Source organism: Nostoc sp. CALU 1950, from assembly GCF_051172895.1.
Taxonomy (GTDB): domain Bacteria; phylum Cyanobacteriota; class Cyanobacteriia; order Cyanobacteriales; family Nostocaceae; genus Nostoc; species Nostoc edaphicum_A.
Genome location: NZ_JBDNJQ010000307.1, coordinates 1 through 3,416, shown reverse-complemented (window position 1 = coordinate 3,416; position 3,416 = coordinate 1). Strand labels below are relative to the sequence as shown.

The following is a 3,416-nucleotide window of genomic DNA, read 5'->3' as shown; positions in this document are numbered from 1 at the left end:
TTAATGGTTTACTTGCTGTCTGATTAGGTGTTTCTTCCAAAAGTGGATGCTCCCATAAAGATGACCATATTCTTTCACCTCTAGCAGGTAGTGTAAAGTCAAACCTACACAGTGAAGAGTGAGGTGTAGCATCATAATCCAGTCAGGGTAAGGGTTGTGTAGTTTGTGTAGGGTTAGAGCATTATTTCTAAATATATTAGGGTAATGCTCTGACCTTGAAATGAAATAAGGGAACAATAACCCTAAGTCACAATCCATAATTCACTATGGTATGTGAGCTTAAATGTATTAATAACCCTACACACTATACATAACCCAGCCAGGATAAGGGTTACAACACTACACTTAATCCTGCACAGTGTAGTGTTTGATTCTACATAAAATCATGGGGGTGGAATTGGTAATTAAAAGTATAATAAGTAACTTTACTCAGGTATTTCCTAAGTATTAACAGTTATTCTCATAATAATGAGAGTATCAATTAAATATGAAATTTGCAATCTCGATGTATGAAGGTGGTCAAGAAATTTATCCAGTTGAATGTGACTTTTTTTCTTACTCTGAACGAGGTTTACTTTGTCCTGAGTGTGAACAAGAAGTTTATCTAAGAAAAGGTAATATTAGAAAACCTTATTTTGCTCACCTTCATACTAGTAACTCTAGACAAGTGAAACAATGCAGTCTAAGAGTATCATCTGATGAAAACGTTATAGAAACAAATGACTTTATTGAAAATAGGGGACAAAGGTTAAAGATATTTCATGAGCATTTTTTAAGTAAATTTTATATTGGGGAAGAAAAAATTATTGATGACGTAAAATTTAAATACTGGATTAAGTCAATAAAAAATGAGAATAATCAAGCGCTCAATAGTATTACTGAAGATTGTATTGAATATTTCATAAAACATCGGCAGCTAATGGAAGATAAGTATGTTCTTCCTACAGACAAAATCAAGGATAATCAAACTATACTTCAACAGCAAATAGGTTTACAAGTAATAAGTTATTTGTGTGCCAATGCAAAGTTTAATTTTAATTTACCATATCTACTCTATTACACTATATACCAATTATATAAACCTGAAAAATACAAACTATTTCAGCAAAATTTTACAATAGAAGATATAAATACAATATGCCAGTATACAGTAAAAATAATTATACTTAACCCTTGGTTAAAAGCATCAAACAATACTAAAAATATTAATTCAGTAACTACTAATATTTCTCAATCATTTGAACCTAAAATAGTAAAAATGCTTGATATTCAAGATGCTATTAAGGGTAAATCAACTAAAAATATTAATTCATTAACCATCAATGCTTCTCAACTGTCAGGTAGCGAACGTACTACGTTACGTACCCCATTACCATTAAATTATAGCTTCAATGCAATAAAATATGGTACTGTCGATAAAGTAACTAAAGTTAAAACAGAAAAGGCTATATCAGTTCGTTGTAAAGTAGTTACCGAAACTAACACAGATGACGGTAATACAGCTATTCAATTTAGCTTTATGGTTAACGAATACATCAAAGCTGATAACCGTATGGGAATCAAAAATCTAGATGGTAAACCTGTTAGGAGTTTAGTTGAGATATGGCATAATGCGCGGGTTTACAAGTTTAGTAAAAAGTTTGAACTTTCAGTTATCAACTACATAGATGGTTTATTCCCTAGCGATGGTTACTTGGCTGATTATCCAGAATATCGGACACGCGCTGATGTAGCAAGATTATTTGAGTCAATGATTTCAAATGGTAACTTTGAGTTTGTCAAGACATTAGAACACAATCGGAAGTTGGTAATTACTAGCTGCTATGATCCATCTGTTTTCTTACTCTTGGAACTACTTGAACATTGTAATCCTATTAACAGTGTTAAATCAACTGATAAAGGATTGAGTATTGAAAGTATTAAGTTTTCAAACATTGATGAACAAACTATATTAGATTGTTTCATTAACGCTGCTAGTAAAGCATCTGAACAAATACCGCTTATTGATGGTATGTTGTTAACTACCTTAAAACAGTTTGCAACTACACAGAAGACACAACTTAAGGAACTTAATGAAACATTGAATACTGAACTAGAGACTAGTAATAAAAATGTAGTTAAGGTTGAGAATGGTAGGAAGTTAGTAGATAAGTTTTCTAGTGGTTTAATCGATGGATGGTCTATGCCATTTAAAGTAGAGTTACAATCTACTGACTGTATACCAGTTACTAAAGACGGTGTAACTAAACCATTCCCATTATTGACAGATACAAATAAAGAGATGTATCTACAATGTGAATTACAAGGTGACAGAGTTACATTGTACAGATTAGCTAAACAGTATGTGCGTTCATTCTCAATGGATGACGAAACAGGAACCCAATTTGCTCACATAAAGCAGTTATCAGGTAAGAAAAAAATGAGTCTTAATATGACTCAAGATCGTATCAAGTTAGTAGAATTGGGGATTGTAACTATATCTCATTATGACTGCTACGAGTGGATAGCAGTACATCCTAAATATGAAGCAATCGCTAATTATCTAACCAAGAAAGACGTGCTACCACACGTTACAGAATTCAATGGTTTAACACGTCATACGGATACCGTCACAATAGGCGATAGAATCATCTGTAACCGTCGTCACATTGGAAAACGACCAATGATAAAGACTAGCTTAAACAAGCTATTTAGAGACGCAAAGGGAGTGTTAACAGAGTATATTTGGTTAGAATCTATTCTGAAATTGGCAGGTAAGAAAATGTTAGATAACAATGCGTTGGGTATAAGTGAAAAATTGAATGACCGTAACTTGAGTGAATATGAGCAAGAAAAACTAGCCTCAGCAAAACACAATCTCAAAACACTGTTACGCACAATTGAGCATTGTATTAAACCATTTGTAGCAAGTGTTGATATTGCCCAAATAAGAGAATTAAATCACTGCATAGCAAGCTATATGATGTGTAGCTTGAAACTATCCAGATACGATATCATAGCTACTTGCAAGGCACTTAACCAAGATAGCTACAATCAACTAGTTGCTAAAGCTAGACAATACTATGATTCTAAAGACGGCGGTTTTAATGAGACTAAGATAGATAACCAAGTATTTTATAGATAACTTAACTCATACCATAAGTAACTAAAGTTATAATTTTTGTTAACGTCAATCGATGTTAAATCATGTATACTGACTTACAACTACCTATCGATTATTTGAAATCAGATAAATGGATAAAGCCTATTATATTTGATAATTAATTTAGTCAACTCAATCGCCGTCTATTATTTTTTATATCTCTAACTACCTTATATCTTAAAGCGATAAGTTAACTATGATATTTATATTAGGTTAACGATCAAAAGTGTTGAATGTTAAGAAAAATCCGATAAAAACAGCCCAAAATATGTTA

The 3,416-nt window shown here is 32.1% G+C and carries 1 protein-coding gene; it reads left to right on the top strand.

Translation table 11 applies throughout. The features are described from left to right. Positions 1-487 precede the first annotated feature (487 nt). Positions 488-3,124 (top strand): competence protein CoiA family protein, encoded by a 2,637-nt coding sequence (locus ABF638_RS37225; protein ID WP_435027760.1) that lies wholly within the window; start codon positions 488-490, stop codon positions 3,122-3,124. The last annotated feature ends 292 nt before the right edge of the window (positions 3,125-3,416 follow it).

Excerpts from the sequence above, each read along its gene's own strand:
- ABF638_RS37225 (WP_435027760.1), top strand. The coding sequence starts at position 488 with ATGAAATTTGCAATCTCGATGTATGAAGGTGGTCAAGAAATTTATCCA.